The organism is Sphingomonas sp. LY54, assembly GCF_035594035.1.
In the GTDB taxonomy this organism is placed as follows: domain Bacteria; phylum Pseudomonadota; class Alphaproteobacteria; order Sphingomonadales; family Sphingomonadaceae; genus Allosphingosinicella.
Window position 1 is genome coordinate 330,636 of sequence record NZ_CP141588.1, and the last position, 18,721, is coordinate 349,356.

17 protein-coding genes are annotated in these 18,721 nt (G+C 66.1%); 10 read left to right on the forward strand and 7 right to left on the reverse strand.

Going from position 1 to position 18,721, the window contains the following annotated elements:
- Positions 1–25: 25 nt before the first annotated feature.
- Both carB and carA read right to left on the reverse strand, forming a co-directional pair.
- Positions 26–3,355 (reverse strand): carbamoyl-phosphate synthase large subunit, encoded by a 3,330-nt coding sequence (gene carB, locus SH591_RS01715; RefSeq protein WP_324750250.1) that lies wholly within the window; start codon positions 3,353–3,355, stop codon positions 26–28.
- The gene (gene carA, locus SH591_RS01720) at positions 3,355–4,521 is read right to left on the reverse strand and encodes a glutamine-hydrolyzing carbamoyl-phosphate synthase small subunit (RefSeq protein WP_324750251.1); all 1,167 of its coding nucleotides are present in this window, start codon (positions 4,519–4,521) and stop codon (positions 3,355–3,357) included. Before carA ends, carB begins: the two co-directional genes overlap by 1 nt.
- A gap of 128 nt (positions 4,522–4,649) precedes the next feature.
- Between carA and SH591_RS01725 the strand changes: the two genes are divergently transcribed.
- The 4 genes from SH591_RS01725 to rpoD are packed head-to-tail and all read left to right on the forward strand — an operon-like array spanning position 4,650 to position 9,418.
- The gene (locus SH591_RS01725) at positions 4,650–5,102 is read left to right on the forward strand and encodes a GatB/YqeY domain-containing protein (protein ID WP_324750252.1); all 453 of its coding nucleotides are present in this window, start codon (positions 4,650–4,652) and stop codon (positions 5,100–5,102) included.
- 48 nt (positions 5,103–5,150) lie between these two features.
- Entirely contained in the window at positions 5,151–5,537 is a 387-nt protein-coding gene (locus SH591_RS01730) for an endonuclease domain-containing protein (protein WP_324750253.1), read from the forward strand.
- Positions 5,537–7,375: a DNA primase gene (gene dnaG, locus SH591_RS01735; RefSeq protein ID WP_324750254.1), complete on the forward strand. Its 1,839-nt coding sequence runs from the start codon at positions 5,537–5,539 to the stop codon at positions 7,373–7,375. The genes SH591_RS01730 and dnaG overlap by 1 nt, the downstream gene beginning before the upstream one ends.
- Positions 7,376–7,393: 18 nt before the next feature.
- Positions 7,394–9,418: an RNA polymerase sigma factor RpoD gene (rpoD, locus tag SH591_RS01740; RefSeq protein WP_322830521.1), complete on the forward strand. Its 2,025-nt coding sequence runs from the start codon at positions 7,394–7,396 to the stop codon at positions 9,416–9,418.
- 137 nt (positions 9,419–9,555) lie between these two features.
- Here the strand turns inward: rpoD and SH591_RS01745 are convergent, their stop codons facing one another.
- Positions 9,556–10,674 carry a calcium-binding protein gene (locus tag SH591_RS01745; protein WP_324750255.1) on the reverse strand — a complete coding sequence of 373 codons (1,119 nt, stop codon included), beginning with the start codon at positions 10,672–10,674 and terminating at the stop codon, positions 9,556–9,558.
- Between the two features lie 137 nt (positions 10,675–10,811).
- On the opposite strand from SH591_RS01745, the gene SH591_RS01750 reads away from it, so the two are divergent.
- Positions 10,812–11,075, forward strand: coding sequence for a DksA/TraR family C4-type zinc finger protein (locus tag SH591_RS01750; RefSeq protein ID WP_322830888.1), 264 nt, complete (start codon positions 10,812–10,814; stop codon positions 11,073–11,075).
- 16 nt (positions 11,076–11,091) lie between these two features.
- On the opposite strand, the gene SH591_RS01755 is transcribed toward SH591_RS01750, so the two are convergent.
- Entirely contained in the window at positions 11,092–11,526 is a 435-nt protein-coding gene (locus SH591_RS01755; protein ID WP_324750256.1) for a hypothetical protein, read from the reverse strand.
- Positions 11,527–11,796: 270 nt separating this feature from the next.
- On the opposite strand from SH591_RS01755, the gene SH591_RS01760 reads away from it, so the two are divergent.
- The 3 genes from SH591_RS01760 to SH591_RS01770 all read left to right on the forward strand — a co-directional run bounded on the left by SH591_RS01760 (position 11,797) and on the right by SH591_RS01770 (position 13,786).
- Positions 11,797–12,066 carry a PspC domain-containing protein gene (locus SH591_RS01760; protein WP_324750257.1) on the forward strand — a complete coding sequence of 90 codons (270 nt, stop codon included), beginning with the start codon at positions 11,797–11,799 and terminating at the stop codon, positions 12,064–12,066.
- A gap of 119 nt (positions 12,067–12,185) precedes the next feature.
- A complete protein-coding gene (locus SH591_RS01765) occupies positions 12,186–12,857 on the forward strand; it encodes a DUF6975 family protein (RefSeq protein ID WP_322830525.1) in 672 nt (223 codons plus the stop codon).
- An 83-nt stretch (positions 12,858–12,940) separates the two neighbouring features.
- Entirely contained in the window at positions 12,941–13,786 is an 846-nt protein-coding gene (locus SH591_RS01770; RefSeq protein WP_324750258.1) for an AAA family ATPase, read from the forward strand.
- 3 nt (positions 13,787–13,789) lie between these two features.
- Here SH591_RS01770 and SH591_RS01775 read toward each other — a convergent pair whose 3' ends face one another.
- On the reverse strand, positions 13,790–15,223 hold the full coding sequence (locus tag SH591_RS01775; protein WP_322830526.1) for a methyl-accepting chemotaxis protein: 1,434 nt from the start codon (positions 15,221–15,223) through the stop codon (positions 13,790–13,792).
- Positions 15,224–15,329: 106 nt separating this feature from the next.
- Between SH591_RS01775 and SH591_RS01780 the strand changes: the two genes are divergently transcribed.
- Complete coding sequence (locus SH591_RS01780) at positions 15,330–16,508, forward strand: vWA domain-containing protein (RefSeq protein WP_324750259.1); 1,179 nt, start codon at positions 15,330–15,332, stop codon at positions 16,506–16,508.
- A 23-nt stretch (positions 16,509–16,531) separates the two neighbouring features.
- The gene (locus tag SH591_RS01785) at positions 16,532–16,918 is read left to right on the forward strand and encodes a PilZ domain-containing protein (protein ID WP_324750260.1); all 387 of its coding nucleotides are present in this window, start codon (positions 16,532–16,534) and stop codon (positions 16,916–16,918) included.
- A 10-nt stretch (positions 16,919–16,928) separates the two neighbouring features.
- Here SH591_RS01785 and SH591_RS01790 read toward each other — a convergent pair whose 3' ends face one another.
- Positions 16,929–18,125 carry an exo-beta-N-acetylmuramidase NamZ family protein gene (locus tag SH591_RS01790; RefSeq protein WP_324750261.1) on the reverse strand — a complete coding sequence of 399 codons (1,197 nt, stop codon included), beginning with the start codon at positions 18,123–18,125 and terminating at the stop codon, positions 16,929–16,931.
- Between the two features lie 4 nt (positions 18,126–18,129).
- Positions 18,130–18,591, reverse strand: a complete 462-nt coding sequence (locus SH591_RS01795; RefSeq protein ID WP_324750262.1) for a DOMON-like domain-containing protein — start codon at positions 18,589–18,591, stop codon at positions 18,130–18,132.
- Positions 18,592–18,721: the final 130 nt, after the last annotated feature.

Below are 18,721 nucleotides of genomic sequence, written 5' to 3' on the forward strand. Positions count from 1 at the left end.
CCTCTTCGAGATCAAATTGTCTGGATCACGCTCTGGAGACGGAATAATAGTCCTGAAGGGAGCGAACTTCAAGCTCGTGCTCGCGCAGTGCCCCGATCGCCCGCACCACAGCGGCGCTGGACGCGGCCGTGGTGAAATAGGGCACCTTCGCCATCAGCGCCGACTTGCGGATCGACGCGGAGTCCTTGTGGCTCTGCCAGCCCTCGGTCGTGTTGAAGATCAGGTCGACCTCGCCGTCCTTGATCTTGTCGACGATGTGGGGGCGGCCCTGAGCGACCTTGTTGACCCGCTCGACGTCGAGCCCCTGCCCGATCAGGTAATCGGCGGTGCCGGCGGTGGCGAGCACCTTGAAGCCGAGGCCGAGCAGAGCGCGCACCGGCGAGACGATGCTGGTCTTGTCGCTGTCCTTGACCGACACGAACAAGGTGCCGTGGTCCGGCAGATGGACTCCCCCGCCCTGCTGCGATTTCAGGAAGGCCGTAGCAAAATCGTTAGAGATTCCCATGACTTCGCCGGTCGACTTCATTTCCGGCGAGAGCACCGGATCGACGCCCGGGAAGCGCGCGAACGGGAACACCGCTTCCTTGACCGCGATGTGCGGAATGTCGCGGTGGATCGGCAGGAAGTTCATCAGCGCCTCGCCCGCCATCACCCGTGCGGCGATCTTGGCGATCGGCGTGCCGATCGCCTTGGCGACGAACGGCACGGTGCGGCTGGCGCGCGGATTGACCTCGATCAGATAGACCTCGCCCTCCTTGACCGCGAACTGGACGTTCATCAGGCCGACGACGCCCAGCGCCAGAGCGAGCTCGCGTGCTTGGCGCTCGATCTCGGCGATGATCGCCGGCTCGAGGCTGTAGGGCGGCAGCGAGCAGGCGCTGTCGCCCGAATGGACGCCCGCCTCCTCGATATGCTGCATGACGCCGGCGATGACGACGTCCTTGCCGTCGGAAATGGCGTCGACGTCGACCTCGATCGCGTCGCGCAGATACTGGTCGATCAGCACCGGGCTGTCGCCCGACACTTGCACCGCGGTGTGGATATAGTCGTCGAGCTGCGCCGGGCCGTCGACGATCTCCATCGCGCGTCCACCAAGCACGTAGGACGGGCGGGTCAGCACCGGGTAGCCGATCCGCTCGGCGACCGCGATCGCCTCCTCGCGGCTGCGGGCGATGCCATTGGCCGGCTGCTTGAGACCGAGGCGGTTGACGAGGCCGGCGAAACGCTCGCGGTCCTCGGCGAGGTCGATCGCGTCGGGCGACGTGCCGAGGATCGGAATCCCTTCCTTCTCGAGCGCCGCGGCCAGCTTGAGCGGCGTCTGGCCGCCGAACTGGACGATGACGCCATGAAGCGTGCCGCGCGACTGCTCGACATGCAGGATCTCGAGCACGTCCTCGGCGGTCAGCGGCTCGAAATAGAGCCGGTCCGACGTATCATAGTCGGTCGAGACCGTCTCCGGATTGCAATTGACCATGATGGTCTCGTAGCCCGCCTCGTCGAGCGCGTAGCAAGCGTGGCAGCAGCAATAATCGAATTCGATGCCCTGGCCGATGCGGTTGGGCCCGCCGCCGAGGATAACGACCTTCTTGCGGTCGCTCGGCTGGCTTTCGTCCTCCGGCTCGCCGAAGCTCGGCGCCTCGTAGGTCGAGTACATGTAGGGCGTCTTCGCCTCGAACTCGGCGGCGCAGGTGTCGATGCGCTTGAAGACCGGGCGCACGCCGAGCTTGTGGCGCAGCTTGCGCACCTCGTCCTCGGTGGTCGCCCCGGCGAGCGCACGCACGGTGTCGTGGATGAGGCCATGACGTCCGATAAGCGCCTTGCCGGCCGGGATGTTGGCCGATTTCATCGCCAGCTCGGCCAGGCGCTTGTCGGAAAAGCCCATCGCCTTCAGGCGGCGCAGGCCCTCTGCGTCGTTGGGCAGGCCGTTGGCGCAGATCCCTTCCTCGGCGTCGACGATCTCCTTGATCCGCTCAAGGAACCAGGGGTCGTATTTGGCGATCGCGTGGATTTCGGCGACGGTGAAGCCTTCGCGAAGCGCCTGGGCTGCGACGAGCAGCCGGTCCGGCGTCGGCGTCGCCAGCGCAGCCTCGATCTCGGCGCGCGGGGCGCCGTAGAGCGCCTTGACGCCATCGAGGCCGATCAGGCCGGTCTCGAGGCCGCGCAGGGCCTTCTGCAGGCTCTCGTGGATCGAGCGGCCGATCGCCATCACTTCGCCGACCGATTTCATCGCGGTCGAGAGCAGGGCTTCGGAGCCCTTGAACTTCTCGAAGGCGAAGCGCGGAATCTTGGTGACGATATAATCGATCGTCGGCTCGAACGAGGCCGGCGTCGCGCCGGTAATGTCGTTGTCAATCTCGTCCAGCGTGTAGCCGACCGCAAGCTTGGCCGCGACCTTGGCGATCGGGAAGCCGGTCGCCTTGGACGCGAGCGCCGAGGAACGGCTCACGCGCGGGTTCATCTCGATCACGATCAGCCGCCCATCCTTCGGATTGACTGCGAACTGAACGTTGGAACCGCCTGTTTCTACGCCGATTTCCCGGAGCACCGCGATCGATGCATTGCGCATGATCTGATATTCCTTGTCGGTCAGCGTCAGCGCCGGCGCAACGGTGATCGAATCCCCGGTATGGATGCCCATCGGGTCGATATTCTCGATCGAGCAGATGATGATGCAATTGTCCGCGCGGTCGCGGACAACCTCCATCTCATATTCCTTCCAGCCGAGCAGCGACTCCTCGATCAGCACCTCGGTGGTCGGCGAGGCTTCGAGGCCGCCCTTCACGATCGCGACGAACTCGTCGCGATTGTAAGCGATGCCGCCGCCCGTGCCGCCGAGCGTGAAGCTCGGGCGGATGACGGCCGGAAGCCCGGTCGTCTCCAGCGCCTGGATCGCCTCGTCCAGGCTGTGCGCGATCGCCGAGCGCGGGCTCTCCAGCCCGATCCGGTCCATCGCGTCGCGGAATTTCTGGCGGTCTTCGGCCATCTCGATCGCGTCGGCGTCGGCGCCGATCATCTTGACGCCATATTTGTCGAGCGTGCCGTCCTTGAACAGAGCCAGGGCCGTGTTGAGCGCGGTCTGGCCGCCCATCGTCGGCAGCACCGCGTCCGGGCGCTCCTTCTCGATGATCTTGGCGACCATTTCGGGCGTGATCGGCTCGACATAAGTGGCGTCGGCCAGCTCGGGATCAGTCATGATCGTGGCCGGGTTGGAGTTCACCAGGATGATCCGGTAGCCCTCCTCCTTCAGCGCCTTGGCCGCCTGGGTGCCGGAATAATCAAACTCCGCCGCCTGGCCGATAACGATCGGGCCGGCGCCGATGATGAGGATCGAGGAGATGTCAGTACGCTTGGGCATCAGGAGTTCAACTGCTCCACGAATTTCTCGAACAGATAGACACTGTCCTGTGGGCCGGGACTGGCCTCGGGGTGGTATTGGACGCTGAAGGCCGGGCGGTCGGTCAATTCCAGACCGGCCAGGCTTCCATCGAACAGCGAAATGTGGGTCGCCTTGGCATTGGCCGGCAGCGTCTCGGTCTCCACCGCAAAGCCGTGGTTCATGCTGGTGATCTCGACGCGGCCGTCGGACAGGCGCTTGACCGGATGGTTGGCGCCGCGGTGGCCCTGGTGCATCTTGGTCGTCTTGGCGCCGACCGCGAGCCCGAGCATCTGATGGCCGAGGCAGATGCCGAACAAGGGCTTGCCCGTCTCCAGCATCTTCTGGATCACCGGCACGGCATAGACGCCGGTCGCGGCTGGGTCGCCGGGGCCGTTGGAGAGGAAGAAGCCGTCGGGCTCGTGCGCCATCACGTCCTCGAAGGTCGCGGTCGCGGGCAGCACGGTGACGCGGGCGCCGGCGTCGGCGAGGTTGCGGAAGATGTTGCGCTTGGAGCCGTAGTCGATCGCGACCACGTGCGGCAGGCTCTCGTCCTCGGCACGCTCTTCATAGCCGCCGGCACGCGTCCAGCCGCCGCCGCTCCAGCGGTACATCTGCGCGCAGGAGACCTCCTTGGCGAGGTCCATGCCCTCGAGGCCGGGCCATTCGCGCGCCTTCTGCAGCAGGGCGTCAAGGTCGAACTCGCCCCTGGTATTGTGGGCGATGACGCCGTTGGGCGCGCCTTCGACCCTGATCTTGCGGGTCAGCGCGCGCGTGTCGACGCCGGCCAAGCCGATGCGGCCGTTCGACTTCATCCAGCCGTCGAAATCCTGGGTCGAGCGGTAATTGCTCGGCTCGGTCACGTCCTGGCGGACGATGCAGCCCAGAGCGTGCGGGTTGTTGGCCTCGACGTCCTCGTAATTGGCGCCGACATTGCCGATGTGCGGGAAAGTGAAATTGATGATCTGCGCCGCGTAGGAGGGATCGGTCATCACCTCCTGATAGCCGGTCATGGCGGTGTTGAAGCACACCTCGCCGACCGCCTCGCCCTCGGCGCCGAAGCCCTTGCCCCAGATCACGGTGCCGTCCGCCAAAACCAATACGCCTGTCGCTCCTGAGGGCGTGGCGGCGGGTTTGGCGATGGCCATTCAAATGTCTCCGGGGCAGTAGGCTAAACGGCCGGGTAGGTAGGTGCGGCACCCCACCGGGTCAATCTATTAAAAAACGCAAGCCGCCGCTATGGTGGACGTTTCCGACAAACAGGATCCTTGCACCCATGATTCGTGACGACATCAAGGCTGCGCTGGTCGTGGCCATGAAGGCCGGCGAGAAGCAGCGCACCGCCACCATCCGCCTGATCCAGTCGGCGATCAAGAATCGCGATATCGAGCTCAGGACCGCCGACAAGGCCCCGGACGACGATGCGCTGGTGACCGAGGTCCTCCAGAAGATGATCAAGCAGCGCCGCGAATCGATCACGATGTTCGAGCAGGGCGGCCGCGCCGAACTAGCCGAGCAGGAGAAAGCCGAGGTCGCGGTAATCGAGGCTTTCCTCCCCGCCCAGATGAGCGAGGACGAAACCAAGGCGGCGATCGACGCGATCGCGGCCGAGATCGGCGCCGCGAGCGTCAAGGACATGGGCCGCGTCATGGCCGTCCTCAAGGAACGCCACGCCACCGCCCTCGACATGAGCAAGGCGAGCGGCCTTGTGAAGGCGCGGCTGGGGTAATCTCCCCTCCCGCTTGCGGGAGGGGTTGGGGGTGGGCAATGTCGAGCCATGCCCGATTTCCGGCCCCGCCCCACCGCCCTCGCCCAGTCGCTGCGCAACCACGCGACCGATGCGGAACGGCACTTGTGGCGGCATCTCAGCCGGCGCCAGCTGGGCGGCTACAAGTTCAGCCGGCAAATGCCGATCGGCCCGTTCGTCTGCGATTTCCTGTGCCGGGAGGCGCAATTGGTTGTCGAGGTCGACGGCGGGCAACATGATCGCAATGCGGGCCGAGACGCATCGCGCACCCATTATCTCGAAGCTGAAAGCTTTCGCGTGATCCGGTTCTGGAACAATGACGTACTGGAAAATGTGGAAGGCGTGCTGACGTCGATCCTGGGCGCCCTCCAGGCCGGCCCACCCCCGGCCCCTCCCGCAGGCGGGAGGGGAGCTTAATGTCGCTCTCCCCCCAATTCCTCGACGAGGTCCGGGCCCGCACGCAGCTTTCGGCGGTGATCGGGCGGTCGGTGAAGCTGCTGCGCGCCGGGCGCGAGTGGAAGGCCTGCTGCCCGTTCCACAATGAGAAGACGCCGAGCTTCACCGTCAATGACGAGAAGGGCTTCTACCATTGCTTCGGCTGCAGCGCGCATGGCGACGCGATCCGCTGGCTGACCGACAAGCAGGGCCTGCCGTTCATGGAGGCGGTGAAGGAGCTGGCCGACGCCGCCGGGCTCGAGGTCCCCGCCGCCGATCCCCGCGCCCAGCAGAAGGCCGAGCGCGCGTCGGGCCTCTACGGCGTGATGGAGGCCGCGGCCGCCTGGTTCACCGAGCAATTGGGCGGCATCGACGGCGCCGATGCCCGCGCCTATCTCGACAGGCGCGGCATCAAGGACGCCATCCGCACGCGCTTCGGCTTCGGCTATGCCCCGGATTCGCGCAGCAAGCTCAAGGCGGCTCTGGCCGAGTTCGGGGTCGAGCGGCTGGTCGAGGCCGGCCTGCTGATCGAGCCCGAGGGCGGCAAGGAGCCCTATGACCGCTTCCGCGGCCGGCTGATGATCCCGATCCGCGACCAGCGCGGCCGCGTGATCGCGTTCGGCGGGCGCATTCTCGGCGAGGGCGAGCCCAAATATCTCAATTCCCCCGAGACGCCTTTGTTCGACAAGGGTCGCACCCTCTACAATCACGACCGTGCCGGCCCGGCCAGCCGCAGTGCCCACCGCGTGATCGTAGTCGAGGGCTATATGGACGTGATCGCGCTGGACCAGGCCGGCATTTCGGAAGGCGTGGCGCCGCTCGGCACCGCGCTCACCGAGGGCCAGCTCGAGCGGCTGTGGCGGATGGCGGGCGCGCCACTGCTCTGCTTCGACGGCGACGCGGCCGGGCAGAAGGCGTCGGTCCGCGCCGCTTTGCGCGCCCTCCCCCATATCGCGCCCGGCAAGTCGCTCGGCTTCGTCACCCTGCCCCCGGGCCAGGACCCGGACGACCTGCTCCGCGCCAAGGGGCGAGCGGCGCTCGAGGAATTGCTGGAGAAGCCCGAAAGCCTGGTCGACCGGCTGTGGCGGCACGAGAGCCAGGCCGAGCCTTTGGTAACGCCCGAGGAACGCGCCGGTTTGAAGCGCCGCCTGCTCGATCATGTCCAGACGATCGGCGACCCCGACGTCCGCGACCAATATAAGAGCGAGCTGATGGAGCGTTTCTACACGCTCACAAGGCCCAAGCGCGAACCGTGGCAGCCGCGCCAGCAATGGACCAAGGGCGGCCGCTTCGCGCCGCAACGGCCGACCACGCCGCAGGCGAAAGCGGTCGGGCTGAGCGGCCTCGGCGCGCAGACTGCGCGGGCCGTTCTCCACGGACTGCTGCGCTTTCCGGAGGTGATCGCCGACCATATCGAGGCGATCGCAGCCATCCCGCTGGCCGAAAAAGCGGGGGTCGATCTGCGCCGCGCGCTGCTCGATGCCGCCCTGCATCACGGTGAACTTGATCCCGAGCGCCTAAATACCATATTGGCGGACACGGGTGTGGCTGGTCTCATTGGCGAGCTGCGCCTGCAACAAGGTTTGTCCTTTTCCTTTATTCGACGTGATGCCGACCCGGAACGTGCTCGTCGCGACCTCGTTCTGGTCATCGAGACTCTGGCAGCACGCCCCGGACTGGAGGCCGCCCTCGAGGCGGCGACCGCACGGTTGAAGGAAGAGGGCGACGAAGCCGCATTCCAGGAGCAGCAACGGCTCCGGGCGGCGCGGGACGAGGCGGACAGGCAGCTCGCGACCCTCTTGGTCGACGTGGCTGATTGACAGATTTAAGGCGTGCGAATGGCGAAGACGAATATGGCCGAGGCGAACGAGAAGTCCGAGGGCGGCGATGCGCCGCTGATCGACCTCAACGAAGCCTCCCTCAAGAAGCTGGTCGCTCGCGCCAAGAAGCGCGGCTACATCACTTATGACGAGCTGAACAACGGCCTGCCCCAGGACCAGATGTCGTCCGAGCAGATCGAGGACGTGATGTCGGCGCTCAGCGAGATGGGCATCAACGTCGTCGAGAATGAGGAAGCCGACGAGGACGAGCAGCCCGATTCGGACAGCGGCGCGGAGGAAGTCAGCGAGATCGACGCCGACGGCGCGGCCAATTTCATCGTCGAGAAGAAGAAAGAGACGGTTGATCGCACCGACGATCCCGTCCGCATGTATCTGCGCGAGATGGGCGCGGTCGAACTGCTCTCGCGCGAGGGCGAGATCGCCATCGCCAAGCGCATCGAGGCCGGCCGCGACACGATGATCTGGGGCCTGTGCGAGAGCCCGATCACGTTCAACGCCATCATCGAATGGTCCGAGGCCCTCAATCGCGGCGACATGCAGCTGCGCGAAATCCTCGATCTCGACGCGATGCTCTCCAAGGGCCCGACCCCGGAGCAGGTCGAGGGCGCCGAGGAAGGCGAAGGCGAGATCAGCGAGAAGACCGCCGGCCCCTCCTACAAGGAGGAAGAGGAGGTCGAGGACGAGCCCGAGGCCGAGGTCGACGAGGACGGCAACCCGCGCACCCCGCGTCCCACCGAAGAGGATGACGAGGACAACACCCTATCGCTCGCTGCGATGGAGGAACTGCTCAAGCCGCAGGCGCTCGAGAAGTTCGCCAACATCACCGCCCTCTTCAAGAAATTCTCGAAGCTCCAGGGCGGACGCATGGAGGCGATGGGCGGCGGCCAGGAATTCGCCAAGGCCGACGAAGCCAAGTACCAGAAGCTCCGCGAGCAGCTCACCGCCGAGGTCGAGAGCGTCCAGTTCCACGGCGCCAAGATCGAATATCTGGTCGACCAGCTCTACAGCTACAACCGCCGGCTGACCGCGCTCGGCGGCCAGATGCTGCGCCTGGCCGAGCGCCACAAGGTGCCGCGCAAGGCCTTCCTCGATTCCTATATGGGCCACGAGCTCGACGACGGCTGGGCCGAGCGCGTCTGCAAGACCGACAAGAAGTGGGCCGCCTTCTGCGAGCAGGAAGGCCCCGCGATCGAGCGGATCCGCACCGAGATCGCCGAGATCGCCCAGGCGATCGGCATGAGCCTCGCCGAATTCCGCCGCATCGTGAACCAGGTCCAGAAGGCCGAGCGCGAGGCGCGCATCGCCAAGAAGGAAATGGTCGAGGCGAACCTGCGCCTCGTCATCTCGATCGCCAAGAAATATACCAATCGCGGCCTGCAGTTCTTGGATCTCATCCAGGAGGGCAATATCGGCCTGATGAAGGCGGTCGATAAGTTCGAATATCGCCGCGGATACAAGTTCAGCACCTACGCCACCTGGTGGATCCGCCAGGCGATCACGCGTTCGATCGCCGATCAGGCGCGCACGATCCGAATCCCGGTCCACATGATCGAAACGATCAACAAGCTGGTCCGCACCAGCCGCCAGATCCTCCACGAGATCGGTCGCGAGCCGACCCCGGAGGAATTGGCCGAGCGCCTGTCGATGCCGCTCGAGAAGGTCCGCAAGGTGATGAAGATCGCCAAGGAGCCGATCTCCCTCGAAACGCCGATCGGCGACGAGGAAGACAGCCATTTGGGCGACTTCATCGAGGACAAGAACGCCGTCATCCCGGTCGACGCCGCGATCCAGGCCAACCTCAAGGAAACGGTGACGCGGGTTTTGGCCTCGCTGACGCCGCGCGAGGAGCGCGTGCTGCGCATGCGCTTCGGCATCGGCATGAACACCGACCACACGCTCGAGGAAGTCGGCCAGCAATTCTCGGTGACCCGCGAACGCATCCGCCAGATCGAGGCTAAGGCACTTCGGAAGCTGAAGCATCCGTCGCGGTCGCGGAAAATGAGGTCGTTCCTCGACCAATAGGCGCCGACAGTAGCGAGCGCAAAGGCCCCGCCGAGGCGGGGCCTTCTACCGGCATCCGTTAGGCAATTAGCGCCAACGATCGCCTCGTTGCGTTACGTAGTGGGTGCGAACCTAGGTAGTTCGCTGGTCGCCTTGCCTCAGAGCACGAAGTCGGTGGCGACCAGCGCGTGCTGGCCCTCGACCATGATCAGGAAGTCGGCGGCGCGGTCGCCGTTGAAGTCGCCGGCGACGAAGGTGTCGCCGCTCGACTGGAAGGTGCGGAGCTGGCCGGCGACCCCCGAGAAAGCGGCGGTGCCGATGAAGGTGAAGGCATCGTCGACGCCGCCGGGACGGGCGTCGGCGAGCGAGACGTCGATCTTGTCACCCTCGGAGCGGAAGAAATCGGCGATATAGTCGGCGGTGGCGTTTGTGCTGCCGCCGAACTCGCCGTCGTCGAAGATGAACCTGTCGGCGCCGAGGCCGCCGTTCAGATCGTCGGTGCCGGCTCCGCCGCGAAGCAGGTCGTTGCCGGTCCCGCCCTCGAGGAAGTCGCGCCCCGCGCCGCCGAATAATGTGTCGGCGCCGGCGTCGCCCTCGAGCAGGTCGCTCTCGGTGCCGCCGTCGAGCCGGTCGTTGCCGTCGCCGCCGACCAGCCGGTCGTTGCCGGCATTGCCGTTCAAGACGTCGCTGCCGACGCCGCCGAGCAGGATGTCGAAGCCGGCGCCGCCGCTGAGAATGTCGTTCAGCCGCGAGCCGAACATGACGTCGTCGAACGCAGTTCCGGTGGCCGTGATTGCCGCGGGATTGGCGAAGATGAAATCGCCCGCGATCAGGTCGCCCGGCGCGACGGCGTTGAGGGTCAGAACATGGTCGTGACCGGCATAATAAGCGTTGAGCGTAGCGTCGCCGTAGGAATCGCTCTCGAGCAAAGCGAGGACTTGGCCGAAGTCGCTGACTCCCCAAGCGCGGAGGTCGATCCGGTCGACGTCGAAGCGAAAGTCCCAGACTAGGTCGTCGGAGAAGCCGGCGCTGGAGCGTGCGCTCATCGTGAAGATATCGGCGCCGGAATCGCCCCACAGGTCGTTGATGCCGAGTCCGCCGATCAGGACGTCGTTGCCGAAGCCGCCGAAGAGCCAGTCGTTGCCGGCGCCGCCGTCGAGCCGGTCGTTGCCGCCCTTGCCGTAGAGAGTGTCGTGGCCGCCGCGGCCCTGGATGTCGTCGTCGAGAGCGGTGCCGTGGAGGGTTTCGGAGGAATCGGTGCCGATGATTGTCGCCATGGAGCTTCTCCTCGGAAGATCAACAGGATAGCGCCGCGCCGGCTGAATGGCGGATGAAGCGGGCCTGCCCCATTGCTCTGGAAATCGGAATTCGGGCGCCCATCTAAGAGACTGACAACACGGCTTTAAGGACCGATATGGCTGGCGGATGGTCGCGCGACGGCGCGGTGCAGGATCAGATCGACGACACCGTGAAGGACGCGGTCATGGCCGCGCGCGCGCGGCTCGCGGCCGGCGAGGGCGAGACCCATTGCGTCGAATGCGGCGAGGAGATTCCCGAAGGGCGCCGGCGGGCGCTGCCGGGCGCGATCACCTGCGTCGCCTGCCAGTCCGCCCGCGACGCCCGCACGCCGGCCGGGGGCATCAACCGCCGCGGCAGCAAGGACAGCCAGCTCCGCTGAGCGCGTCGCCGCGCCCCTAGCGCAGCACGCCGCGCGCCCGCATCCGCAGCGCATAAGCGAGCAAGGCGATCGCCACCGCCCAGATGGCGAGGTGGAGGGCAAGCGCGCCGCCGCCGTCCATATGGCTGCCGGGCATCGGGCTGGTCGCCTGGAACAGGGTGTTCACCGCCAGGCCCGCAAGCGAGACTGCGAAGGCGATGACCGCGTGGCGGCTGCGCGCGAGAAGCAGCAGTGAACCGATGAGCGCGCCCCAGACGCCGCACGCCCACGAGGCCACCGCCCAGGCCGGCGCGGCGTCGAGCCAGGCGATCTGTGCGGGGCTGAGCTGCGCCATCCATGCCGCGCTCCGGGTCTGGGTCATCGTGTAATCCAGTGCGCCGAACGCGTTCCACAGCGTCGTCACCCCGGCGACGACCCACAGATGCACAGGCGTGCCTGCCCCTCCCTCCATGTCGCTCCTCCCCGTTTTCTTGCCAGGCCGGAGCCTGTCATTCCACTGCGCGGACCGCCAGTCCAAATTGACGGCAGCCACGGGTGGCGTACATTCGACGTTGCCCTGGCAGAATTTCGCAACAAATTTCCCAACATTTGGCGCGCAGCGCCGCCAAGCCCTGGCTCGGTCTGCATCTACAGCGGCTAAAACCCTTCAGAATCCACGCCTTCCGTAATCTGGCACGGCTCGTGCTCTGCACTCCGTAACCACGCCAGCCAGGAGCCGACGATGCAGACCCAGACCAATCTTTTCGCCCGCGACGACACCTTCTTCGGCATCTGCCAGGGGCTGGGCGACGATCTCGGTTTCAACCCGAACTGGCTGCGCGTGGCGCTGACCCTGTTCCTCTTCTTCCATCCGGTCGCCGCGATCGCCGCCTATTTCGGCGCCGGCATCCTCGTCGCCGCTTTGCGCCTCCTCATCCCCGATCCGCGCCCGGCCGTGGCGCCGCAGGCCGAAACCGCCGAGGAGGACGAGACGGTCCGGCTCGCCGCCTGAGGCCCGGGTTCGCCCCCCTGCCTCGCTCGGCGAGGCGGGGGTCCGCCTGCCCGCGTAAACCCGATCTTTACGGGCCCGGCGTAGGACCGGACGAGCGCACCGCATGGGGGAGGATGGACATGGCAGCTTCACTGGTCGGCAGGGAGAGCGACGCCCGCTTGGGCGGAAGATTGCTCGCCCGCGTCGCCGAGCAGGGCAGCGCCGCCCACCCCTATCTTTCGAGCGAGGCTTTGCTGCGCGGGCCGCATGCCGCGCGCAACCTTGCCGACGCCATCCATTTCCTCTGTGCGCTCCACGCCCGGCATCCCGGCGTGGTCGATCATGCCGCCGCCCGCGCGGTCGATCCGGCGGCGCGGCAATGGTTCGCCTCCACGGTCCCGGCCTTCGCCGGCGAACGCGGCCTGCTGGCGCGGCTAGCGGTCGGGGCCGGGCCGCTGCCCAGCACGCCCGGCGCTGCCGACAACCAGGCCGCTGCTCTCGGCCAGCGCCATGCGCTCGAAATGCTCGCCCAGTCTGAGCGCAACGGCTGCGCGCTCGGCGCCGCTTTGGCCGTCGTCGCCGATTGGAGCGCGATCCGCGCCGTGCTCGACGTCGCCGCCGCCCGCTTCGGAGTCCAGGTCCCCCCTTGCGCCCTCGACGCGCCCCACGCGCTCCACGCCTTTGCCGACGGTCAGGACGAAGGGCCCGGCTTCGAGCGCGCCTTGATGTTCGGCGCCGAGCAGGTCCTGCTCCAGCATTTCGGCTTGTGGGACCTGCTCGAGGCCCGCCAGGAAGCTCGCGGCGACAACTGACGCCTGGCGCTGCCTCGGCGCCGCGCTTGCGCCGTCCCCTGCCCTCCCTTATCCCGGCGCCGCACCGGCACGGAAGGAAGAGCATGCGTTTCGAGGGCACCGATTCCTATGTCGCGACCGAGGATCTGAAGGTCGCGGTCAACGCGGCGGTGACGTTGCGCCGGCCTTTGCTGGTCAAGGGCGAACCCGGTACCGGCAAGACCGTGCTCGCCCACGAGATCGCTGCCGCGGTCGGCGCGCCGCTCATCGAATGGCACGTCAAATCGACCACCAAGGCGCATCAGGGCCTCTACGAATATGACGCGGTGGCGCGGCTGCGCGATGGCCAGCTCGGCGACGAACGCGTCCACGACATCGCCAACTACATCCGCAAGGGCAAATTGTGGGAGGCGTTCACCTCGCCCGCGCTGCCGGTCCTGCTGATCGACGAGATCGACAAGGCCGACATCGAGTTCCCCAACGATCTCCTCCAGGAACTCGACCGGATGAGCTTCGACGTCTACGAGACGCACGAGACGATCGCGGCCCGCGAGCGGCCGATTGTAGTGATCACCTCGAACAACGAGAAGGAGTTGCCCGACGCTTTCCTGCGCCGCTGCTTCTTCCACTATATCAAGTTCCCAGACCGCGAGACGATGGCGGCGATCATCGACGTCCACTTCCCGGGCATCCAGAAGATGCTCGTCTCCAAGGCGATGGACATCTTTTACGAGGTGCGCGAGGTCCCCGGCCTCAAGAAGAAGCCGTCTACCAGCGAATTGCTCGACTGGCTGAAACTGCTTTTGCACGAGGACATGCCGCTCGACGTGCTCCAGTCGCGCGACCCGCACAAGGCGATCCCGCCGCTCCACGGCGCCCTGCTCAAGAACGAGCAGGACATCATGCTGTTCGAACGTTTGGCCTTCATGAGCCGCCGCCAGGGCGGCTGACGCTCAGCTCTCGGTCGCAGAACTTTCGTCCTGGGCAGCCTCGTCGCGATAGGCGAGCTCGAAATTGCCCCAGCGGCGGCCGTTGATCCACAAGGGCACAAACACGTTCTTGACCGGCAGATAGCGGCCGTGGCCGAGGTCCATCCGGTAGGTGACCAGCATCGCTTCCTTGTCGCTTTCGATCGCGCGCTGGGTCGCCTCGTCGATGAAATTGCGGCGGTTGCGGCAGAATTTGGCGTTCCACACCGGGTCCGCGCTCTGCGGCTGCGACCGCTCCGAAACGTGGGTCGGCAGATAGCCCTTATTGTCGCTGATAACGCAGCCGATATGGCGCGGGTCCGCCGCCATCACCCGGTCCAGGATCGGCCGGACGCGGGCGTCGGCGAAGGCGCAGAAGCGGGTTTCATATTGAGTCGGGTTGGTGCCCGGCATTGCAACGTAGGTCGTATCGAATACGGCGCCCTCGTCGATTTCGCCGGCGGCGACGGCAGCTTCGATCATCGAAGCCAGCTCGCGCGTCGCGCCCTGGGCGAGTTCGATGAAGGCGGTGTCGTCGATGCGGACGCCGCAGCTCGCGAGCCGGTCGAGCATTTCGCCGGAAAGCCGCTCGAGCTCGGACAGGCGTTGCTGCGCGGCGAGCAATTGCCCGCCATTCTCGCGCGCGTCGGCGGCGAAGTCGGAGAGCCCGCCCTTCACGCTGTCGACGCTCTGCTGGATGAGGCCGGTGGCCTGGGCGATGCCGTCGGTCTGGCGGTCGACCATCGCGACGATGTCGGAAACGTCGCGGATATTCTCGGTCATCGCCGCGAAGCGCCCCTGTGCGACGCGGCTGCGGTCGACGCCGGTGCGGATTTCCGAGGTCACCGCCTCGGCCTCGCGGGTCAGCGACGCGACGGTCAGCGCGATCTCGCTCGTCGCGGCGCGGGTGTCGTGGGCGAGCTTCTTCACTTCGGCGGCGACGACGGCGAACGAGCGCCCCGCTTCGCCCGCGCGCGCCGCCTCGATCGTGGCGTTGAGCGCGAGCCGGTTGGTCTGGTTGGCGATGCTTTCGATGCTGCTCGAAACCTTCTGGACCTGGACCATGGCTTCGGCGAACCCCGCCATGCGGTCGCCCAGTTGGACGACGAGTTCGGTGAGCCCACTGAAGATCTGGATCGTGTCCTCGATCGCCGCGCGGCCATCGCCGAGTTTCTCGCGCGCCTGTTCGGCGAGGAGGCGGGCTTCGTCGGTGGAATCGGCAACTCGCGCTTGATCGGCCATCAGGCGGGAGGTGACGTCCTCCAGCGAATCGAGCGTCTTCAGATTGGAGGAGATGCGCTCCGAAACGCCTGCAACATAGCCGGAGACGTCGCTGCACTCGATCGCCAGCGATCCGCAATTGCGCGCGACTCTACTGATCGCGTTTCCGTCCGGTCTCTCAAGCGCTGAACTCGCCACGACGCACTCCCGATACGATATGCCGTCCGGTGTATCCGCAATGTCTTGCGAGCGTCTTAACCGCGAGGTGCTGGCTCGCGCGCCGCGAGCAGGATAAGAGGCGCCGATGTTCTTCTCTTTCGTCGACGAACTGCGCGCTGCGGGCATCCCCGCCTCCATCAAGGAGCATCTGACCCTGCTCGAGGCGCTCCAGGCCGACGTGATCGCGGCCCGGCCGGAGGAATTCTATTATCTCGCGCGCGCTACCTTCGTGAAGGACGAAGGCCTGCTCGACCGCTTCGACCAGGTGTTCGGCAAGGTCTTCAAGGGCATCGAGAGCGATTACGGCACCGATACCGTGCCGATCCCCGAGGAGTGGCTGCGCAAGGTCGCCGAACTCTACCTTACGCCTGAGCAGATGGCGGAGATCGAAGCGCTCGGCTCCTGGGACGAGATTATGGAGACGCTGAAGAGGCGGCTCGAGGAACAGAAGGAGCGGCACCAGGGCGGCAACAAGTGGATCGGCACCGGCGGCACATCGCCGTTCGGCCATGGCGGCTATAATCCCGAAGGCGTCCGCATCGGCGGCGACGGCGGTCAGGGCCGCGCGATCAAGGTCTGGGACAAGCGCGAGTTCAAGAATCTCGACAATGCCCGCGAGCTCGGCACCCGTAACATCAAGGTCGCGCTGCGCCGCCTGCGCCGCTTCGCCCGCGAGGGCGCGGCCGACGAGCTCGACCTCGACGCGACGATCGACGGCACTGCGCGCCAGGGCTGGCTCGACATCCGCATGCGGCCCGAGCGACACAATGCGGTGAAACTGCTACTCTTCCTCGATGTCGGCGGCTCGATGGACCCGCATATAAAGGTCTGCGAGGAACTGTTCTCGGCTGCGACCGGCGAATTCAAGAACCTCGAATTCTTCTACTTCCACAATTGTCTCTATGAAGGAGTATGGAAGGACAATCGCCGCCGCTTCACCGAGCGCACGCCGACCTGGGACGTGCTCCACAAATATGGGCACGACTACAAGCTCGTCTTCGTCGGCGACGCCTCGATGTCGCCCTACGAGATCAACATGCCCGGCGGCTCGGTCGAGCATCATAACGAGGAAGCCGGCACAGTGTGGATGCAGCGCATCGTGAACACCTATCCGAGCGCGGTCTGGCTCAATCCGACGCCCGAGCAATATTGGGGCTACACCCAGTCGATTGGCATGATCCGTGCGCTGATGCAGGACCGCATGTATCCGCTGACGCTGGAAGGGCTCGATGATGCTATGCGCACGCTGAGCCGGAAGAGCTAAACCCCGAGGCCTGGAAGAGACCCGTGTCCGATATTGACGATCTCCTGCCCGACGACCGCAGCAGCGCCGAGAAGCGCCGTGCGCCGCGCGAAAGCGTGTTCCTTTTGGCGATCGTCACCGCCTTCGGATCGGGCATCACCAAGCATCGCGTCCGCAACATCTCGGCCAGTGGCGTCTGCATCGACCAGGCCGATGGCCTCAAGCTCGGCCAGACGGTGGCGGTCGCCCTCGGCATCCTCGGAGACGTCGGCGCGACCGTGATGTGGATCGACAACGGTTTGGCGGGCCTCCGTTTCGCTCAGCCGATCGAGCTTACCGCGGCCAAGTCACGCCCCAAGCCAGCCCATGTCGAGCAAGGCTGGGGCGCCGAACCTTGGCGAAGGGCCGTGCCACCGCCGCCGCGGCGATAAGGTCGGCCGCTCAGTAGAGCAGATAAGGACGCCGTTCCTCTGCCCAGGCTTGTTCGTCGGGGACGGTCAGCGCATCGAGATCGGCCGCCATCGCGTCCGCATCGTCGACCCATTCCCTGAGCAGCGGTGAGCCGTTGATCACGTCGATCGGAAGCTTCCCGAACTCATATTCGTAGGGGAAATCGCGCCACAGTTCGTAATCGGGATAGAGCCGACGGATCGCCTTGAAGGCCAACGCCTGCAGGCGCCAGGGCTTGAACGCGTCATGTTCGTAGAAGGCGCCTTCGGGGTGGATGTGGACCCCGTGACAGAGCTTGCCGACATGCTTGTGGAAGGTCGGCTCGAACGAAATCTCTCGGAGCGCGCAGCCCCCCAGCCATTGCGGGGCGAAGGCTTGCATCTCGGCGATGACGGCGCGGGCGTCGATGTCGGGTGCGCCGAACAGTTCGAGCGGGCGGGTCGTCCCCCTGCCCTCCGACAAAGTCGCGCCCTCCAGCATGACCGTGCCGGCATAGGAGCGCGCCATCGACAGATTGGGCGCGTTGGGGCTGGGGTTGACCCAGATCCGCTCCATCGGCCAGCCGAAGCCCGGAGCGGCGTCGGGCGCGTAGCCCTCCATCTCGATCACGCGATAATCGACGTCGAGCTTGAAATGATCGACGAACCACAGGCCCAGTTCGCCCAAGGTCATGCCGTGGCGCATCGGCATCGGGCCCGCGCCGACGAAGCTCTCCCAGCCGGGACGAAGCGTCAGACCCTCGATCGGGCGGCCGGCGGGATTGGGGCGGTCGAGCACCCAGACCGTCTTGCCGTGCTCGGCGGCCGCCTCGAGCACGTAGAGCAAGGTCGTGATGAACGTGTAGATGCGGCAGCCCAGATCCTGCAGATCGACGAGCATCACGTCGAACGTGCCCATCGACTGGCCGGTCGGCCGGCGCACCTCACCGTATAGGCTGAAGACCGGGACGCCGTGGGCCGGATCGTTATAGTCGGGCGATTCGACCATATTGTCCTGCTTGTCGCCCCGCAGCCCATGCTGCGGACCGAAGGCCGCGGTGACGTTGAGCCCGGCTGCCACCAGGGCGTCCAGCGAATGGGTGAGGTCCTCCGTCACCGAAGCCGGATGGGCGAGAAGCGCGACGCGGCGGCCGGCAAGCGGCGCGCGCAAAGCGGGATCGGCGAGGAGTCGGTCGAGGCCTGTTTTCATCGGTCTAGCTTGCTGGCGGGAGTGTGAGGGCAAAGCAATCCCCGTTGTGGAAATCGGGGTCGCCCGGCGAATGGGCGAGCGCCCAATAGGATTTGGTGCCGTCTCTTTGCTCGATCACCGCGGTGAGGTTCAGATGCCAGGGTGCGCCGTCCAGATCGGGAAGGTCGAGCGTGGCCCGAAGCACGAAACCGTCGGCCCCCTCGACCTCGATCTCGGGCGGGGCGATCGGCGCGTCGGTTCGCCCGGCGCGATAGCCGGCGAAGCTGTAGGCGGCCCACTCCGTCGACGGGGCGAAGTTGAACTCGTGATAGGCCTCCGCGTCGCCGGGCCGGACGAACGCTTCGAAACAGCTATGCTGCCAAAGATCGTCGGCGCGAACAGAGGCGGATAGCGGCGGGAGGCGCAGGGCGGCGACGTCGCCCGTGACGCGGTACAGCAGTTCCAGTCTGCCGGAGCGGGAGCGCACGACCTTTGCCGTAAGGCTTTGGACTGCCGCGGCTGGCGTGTCCGGATGAGGATGCAAATCATGGAGCATTGCTCCCCCTACGTCATTCCCGCGCAGCCGGGAATCCCGCTTCCCGCGCATTGCCGCGCCG

What these genes read in the sequence shown, in the direction of transcription:
- carB (WP_324750250.1), bottom strand. Translation starts at nt 3,355, where the DNA reads ATGCCCAAGCGTACTGACATCTCCTCGATCCTCATCATCGGCGCCGGC.
- carA (WP_324750251.1), bottom strand. Translation starts at nt 4,521, where the DNA reads ATGGCCATCGCCAAACCCGCCGCCACGCCCTCAGGAGCGACAGGCGTA.
- SH591_RS01725 (WP_324750252.1), top strand. Translation starts at nt 4,650, where the DNA reads ATGATTCGTGACGACATCAAGGCTGCGCTGGTCGTGGCCATGAAGGCC.
- SH591_RS01730 (WP_324750253.1), top strand. Translation starts at nt 5,151, where the DNA reads ATGCCCGATTTCCGGCCCCGCCCCACCGCCCTCGCCCAGTCGCTGCGC.
- dnaG (WP_324750254.1), top strand. Translation starts at nt 5,537, where the DNA reads ATGTCGCTCTCCCCCCAATTCCTCGACGAGGTCCGGGCCCGCACGCAG.
- rpoD (WP_322830521.1), top strand. Translation starts at nt 7,394, where the DNA reads ATGGCGAAGACGAATATGGCCGAGGCGAACGAGAAGTCCGAGGGCGGC.
- SH591_RS01745 (WP_324750255.1), bottom strand. Translation starts at nt 10,674, where the DNA reads ATGGCGACAATCATCGGCACCGATTCCTCCGAAACCCTCCACGGCACC.
- SH591_RS01750 (WP_322830888.1), top strand. Translation starts at nt 10,812, where the DNA reads ATGGCTGGCGGATGGTCGCGCGACGGCGCGGTGCAGGATCAGATCGAC.
- SH591_RS01755 (WP_324750256.1), bottom strand. Translation starts at nt 11,526, where the DNA reads ATGGAGGGAGGGGCAGGCACGCCTGTGCATCTGTGGGTCGTCGCCGGG.
- SH591_RS01760 (WP_324750257.1), top strand. Translation starts at nt 11,797, where the DNA reads ATGCAGACCCAGACCAATCTTTTCGCCCGCGACGACACCTTCTTCGGC.
- SH591_RS01765 (WP_322830525.1), top strand. Translation starts at nt 12,186, where the DNA reads ATGGCAGCTTCACTGGTCGGCAGGGAGAGCGACGCCCGCTTGGGCGGA.
- SH591_RS01770 (WP_324750258.1), top strand. Translation starts at nt 12,941, where the DNA reads ATGCGTTTCGAGGGCACCGATTCCTATGTCGCGACCGAGGATCTGAAG.
- SH591_RS01780 (WP_324750259.1), top strand. Translation starts at nt 15,330, where the DNA reads ATGTTCTTCTCTTTCGTCGACGAACTGCGCGCTGCGGGCATCCCCGCC.
- SH591_RS01790 (WP_324750261.1), bottom strand. Translation starts at nt 18,125, where the DNA reads ATGAAAACAGGCCTCGACCGACTCCTCGCCGATCCCGCTTTGCGCGCG.